The organism is Rhodoblastus sp. (assembly GCF_041915505.1).
Classification (GTDB): Bacteria; Pseudomonadota; Alphaproteobacteria; order Rhizobiales; family Beijerinckiaceae; genus Rhodoblastus.
Map to the genome: position 1 here is coordinate 1 of NZ_JAYSBG010000280.1, position 4,714 is coordinate 4,714.

Below are 4,714 nucleotides of genomic sequence, written 5' to 3' on the forward strand. Positions count from 1 at the left end.
ATTCTCGTGACGCCCGTCGAAATAGATAAAAAAATCAATCTTCAATTGATCGCAGCCGGACAATCTCTGCGTGGCGAGCCGTTAAATTCCGAGCTGCTTCATCGTAAGGGAGGAGCGGAAATGTTGTTTCATCATCGATTGGGGAGAGCCCTGGCCTTGTCCGTGGGCCTGGCTGGCGCGCTGGCGCCGGCCTGCGCCTGGGCGCAAGCCGCGAAGGACGCCAAGAAGCCGAATATCGTTATCATCTGGGGCGACGATATCGGGCAGTCCAATCTCAGCGCCTATACCAACGGCCTGATGGGCTATCGCACGCCGAACATCGATTCCATCGCGCGCGACGGCGTCATCTTCACCGATTATTACGGCGAGCAGAGCTGCACCGCCGGACGCTCCGCCTTCATCACCGGCCAGAGCGTGTTCCGCACCGGCCTCAGCAAGGTCGGCCTGCCGGGCGCCGATCTCGGTCTTCGCAAGGAAGACCCGACCATCGCCGAACTGCTCAAGACGCAGGGCTACGCGACTGGCCAGTTCGGCAAGAACCACCTCGGCGACAAGGACGAGATGCTGCCGACGGCGCATGGCTTCGATGAATTCTACGGCAATCTTTATCATCTGAACGCCGAGGAAGAGCCGGAGCTTCCGGACTATCCCAAGGCGAACGACCCCGAGTTCCCGAACTTCCGCAAGAACTTCGCTCCGCGCGGTGTGATCCATAGCTGGGCGCAGCCGGACGGCACACAGAAGATCGAGGACACCGGCCCGCTGACCAGGAAGCGGATGGAGACGATCGACGACGACATCGCCGCGCGCTCGGCGGATTTCCTGGACAAGCAGGTCAAGGCGGGCAAGCCGGTGTTCCTGTGGGTCAATTTCACCCACATGCATTTCCGCACCCATGTGAAGCCCGAGAGCCTCGGCCAGTCCGGGCGCTTCATGGGGCCCTATGCCGACGCCATGATCGACCACGACAAGAACGTCGGCACGGTGCTCGACAAGATCAAGGCGCTCGGCATCGACGACAACACCATCGTCATGTATTCGACCGACAACGGTCCGCACATGAATTCATGGCCGGACGCCGCCATGACGCCGTTCCGCAACGAGAAAAACTCGAACTGGGAAGGCGCCTATCGCGTGCCGGCCATGGTGCGCTGGCCGGGCCATATCAAGCCGGGCTCCGTCGCCAACGGCATCGTCTCGCATCTCGATTGGGCGCCGACCCTGGTGGCGATCGCCGGCGACTCGAACATCAAGGAAGAACTGCTGACGGGCTACAAGGCGGGCGACAGGACCTTCAAGGTCCATCTCGACGGCTACAACCTCGTTCCCTATCTCACTGGCGCCGCGGAACGCAGCCCGCGTCAGGAATTCTTCTATTTCTCGGACGAAGGCGACCTGACCGGCCTGCGCTACGACAATTTCAAATTCGTCTTCCTGGAGCAGCGCGCGCGCGGCACCTTGCAGGTCTGGGCCGAGCCCTTCACCCCGCTGCGCGTGCCGAAAATCTTCAACCTGCGCCTCGACCCCTATGAGCGCGCCAGCGACACGTCGAACACCTATTACGACTGGCTGCTGGACCACGCCTTCATGCTGGTGCCGGCGCAGAAATATGTCGCGGGCTTCATGGCGACCTTCAAGGATTACCCGCCGCGCCAGAAGGCCGCGACCTTCACGGTCGATCAGGCGCTGGAAAAGCTCAAGACCCCCGACGGCGACTGAGCGCCAAAGCGAAAACGCATCATGGAACGGCCGCTCCCGGGCGGCCGTTTTTTCTCGGCTCGCCTTGCCTTGGCGGCGCCGTTCAGCCAGTTTGGCGAGGCTTTTGGGGTCTCATGCCGAAGTTCCTGTTCTTTCTGCTCGCTTTCCTGTTCGCCGCAGCGCCCGTCCGCGCCGGCGACGAGGCGCAATTCGTGGGCTCGGCCAAATGCGCCTCGTGCCACCGCAGCCAATATGAGGACTGGCGCAAGTCGCACCACGCCGGCGCCATGCAGGTCGCCGACGACAAGACCGTGCTGGGCGATTTTCATGACGCCCACTTCCGCAAGGGCGATGTCGACAGCATATTCTTTCGCCGCGACGGCAGATTTTTCGTCCGCACCGACGGGCCGGACGGCAAGCTGGCGGATTTCGAAATCAAATATACCTTTGGGCTTTCTCCGCTTCAGCAATATCTGATCGAACTGCCGGGCGGACGGCTGCAGGCGTTCGGACTCGCTTGGGATTCGCGTCCCGCCGAGAGCGGCGGCCAGCGCTGGTTCGACCTTTACGCCGACCGCAAGCTGGCGGCGGGCGATCCGCTGCATTGGACTGGTATCGACCAGAACTGGAATTACCAGTGCGCCTGGTGCCACTCGACCGATTTGAAGAAGAATTACGATCCGGCGGCGGACAAGTTCGACACAAAATGGGCGGAGATCAGCGTCGGTTGCGAGGCCTGCCACGGCCCCGCCTCGCTTCATCTGTCCTGGACCAGGGGCGGCGCCGGCCTGACTTTGGACGAAAAGAAGAGCAAGGGCTTTTCCTTGCGCTTCGACCAGCGCGCGGGCGTAACCTGGCCGGCCAATCCGGAAGGGACGGCGGCGCGCTCGCAGCCGGCAGGCGAGCGCAAGGAAGAACTGGTCTGCGCGGGCTGCCATGCGCGGCGCGGCCAGTTTTCCGACGCCCCGCGTGACGTCGCGCATTTCCACGACGCCTTCCACGCCTCGACGCTCACGCCGGGGCTTTATTACCCGGACGGCCAGCAGCGCGAGGAGGTCTATAATTTCGGCTCCTTCACGCAGAGCCGGATGCATGCGGCCGGCGTCACCTGTTCGGATTGCCATAATCCGCATTCGGGCAAGCTGAGGCTCGCCGGCAATGAGGTCTGCGGCCAATGCCATGCCGCGAAAGTCTTCGACACGCCGGCGCATCACCATCATCCCGAGGGCTCGCCCGGCGCGCAATGCGCCTCGTGCCACATGCCGACCACCGATTACATGGTCATCCACGCGCGGCAGGACCATTCCATCCGCATCCCGCGCCCGGATCGCACCCTCAGCATGGGCACGCCCAACGCCTGCAACAAATGCCATGCCGACAAGGACGCCCGCTGGGCTGTCTCGGCGCTGAAGGGCTGGGGCATGGGCGGCAAGCCCGGCGCGCAGACTTTCGCGGAAACATTCGCTCTCGCCGATTCCGACGGGCCGGGCGCGACGGCCGCGCTGGTCGGCGTGGCGAAAGACGAGGGCCAGCCGCCCATCGCCCGCGCCAGCGCGCTCGCCCGGCTGAACGGGGCGGTCGCGCCGGCGGTGCTGGACGCCGCCGAGCAATTGGCCAAGGCCGACGACCCCATGATCCGCGCCGCCGCCGCCGACACTTTGGCCGCCGCCGGGGCGGAGCAGAAGAAGCGCGCGCTGGTCCCGCTGCTGAAAGACCCGACGCGGCTGGTGCGGATGCAGGCGGCGCGATCTCTGGCCGGCGAGGCCGAGGCCCATCTGACGCCGGCCGATCTCGGCCCCTTCGAGGCGGCGCTCAACGATTATGTCGCGGGCCAGATGTTTTCGGCCGAGCGGCCGGAATCGCGCGCCAATCTCGGCGGGCTTTTCCTGGCGCGCGGAAGGATTGACGAGGCCCAGGCCCAATTCGCCAAGGCGCTGGCGCTGGACAAGACTTTTACGCCCGCCGCGATCCAGCTCGCCGAGATTTCGCGCGCGCGCGGCGACGAGCCGGCGGCGGAAGCGGCCTTGAGAAAGGCGCTAGCGGACAATCCCGAATCCGGCCCGCTGCATTACGCGCTCGGCCTGAGCCTGATCCGCCAGAAACGCAGGCCCGACGCGATGGCCGAACTGGAGCAGGCCGCGCGGTTGGCGCCCGACCAGACCCATTACGCCTATGTCTACGCCATCGCCCTGAATGGCGCGGGCGCGCCGGGCAAGGCGATCGAAACCTTGCGCGTCGCTCTGGCGCGCCGGCCGAACGACCGTGAGGTCCTCTCGGCGCTGGCCTCCTATGAGGCGCAGGGCGGCGATTACGCCGCCGCGCTCGGCCATGCTCAGGCCTTGCTGAAACTGGAGCCGGATGATCCGCAGCTCCGCCGCTTCGCCGAAGCCTTGCGGGCCAAGCTGGTGCGGCCGGAATAACGCCGGCTCTTGACACTCCGCCGCACAAAAGCCAGAGCCTTGCGGCAGGAACAGTCCTTATTGGACCAGACAGGAGCGACCGGCATGGCTTCGTCACATTCCGCCCATGGCGGCTGGAAAAACTGGGCGCCGCCGTTCGCGGCGCTGGCTCTGGTCGCGCTTGAGCACGCCCATGTCGTCCACGCTGAAGGGCTCGCCTTGTCAGCCGTCGCGACGGTGCTGCTGCTGCTCTCGGTCTTCGCGGCGGTCCATCACGCCGAAATGGTGGCGCTGAAAGTCGGCGAGCCGATGGGGTCGATCCTGCTCGCGCTGGCCGTGACGGCGATCGAAACCTCGCTGATCGTCGCGGCCATGGTCAGTTCGGAAACGGGCGACAATTCGCTGGCGCGCGACACGGTTTTTTCCGCGGTGTCGATCGTGCTCAACGGCATTATCGGGCTCTGCCTGCTCGTCGGCGGCGCGCGCTATCGCGAACAGGGTTTTCGCGTCCACGGCACCGGTTCGGCTTTGAGCGTGCTGGCGACTTTGGCGATCCTCACGCTGATCCTGCCCAATTTCACCATCGCCCGGCTCGGCCCGCAATATTCGTCGACCCA

General features: G+C 65.0%; 2 protein-coding genes and 1 pseudogene. All 3 read left to right on the forward strand.

Features of this window, described 5'->3' with window-relative positions:
* The first annotated feature begins 120 nt into the window (after window positions 1–120).
* Window positions 121–1,719: an arylsulfatase gene (locus ACE3S9_RS15085; protein WP_374547302.1), complete on the forward strand. Its 1,599-nt coding sequence runs from the start codon at window positions 121–123 to the stop codon at window positions 1,717–1,719.
* 113 nt (window positions 1,720–1,832) lie between these two features.
* Complete coding sequence (locus ACE3S9_RS15090; protein WP_374547303.1) at window positions 1,833–4,118, forward strand: tetratricopeptide repeat protein; 2,286 nt, start codon at window positions 1,833–1,835, stop codon at window positions 4,116–4,118.
* 84 nt (window positions 4,119–4,202) lie between these two features.
* Window positions 4,203–4,714 (forward strand): annotated as a pseudogene (locus ACE3S9_RS15095) (ionic transporter y4hA); the annotation flags it as partial.

Excerpts from the sequence above, each read along its gene's own strand:
- ACE3S9_RS15085 (WP_374547302.1), top strand. The coding sequence starts at position 121 with ATGTTGTTTCATCATCGATTGGGGAGAGCCCTGGCCTTGTCCGTGGGC.
- ACE3S9_RS15090 (WP_374547303.1), top strand. The coding sequence starts at position 1,833 with ATGCCGAAGTTCCTGTTCTTTCTGCTCGCTTTCCTGTTCGCCGCAGCG.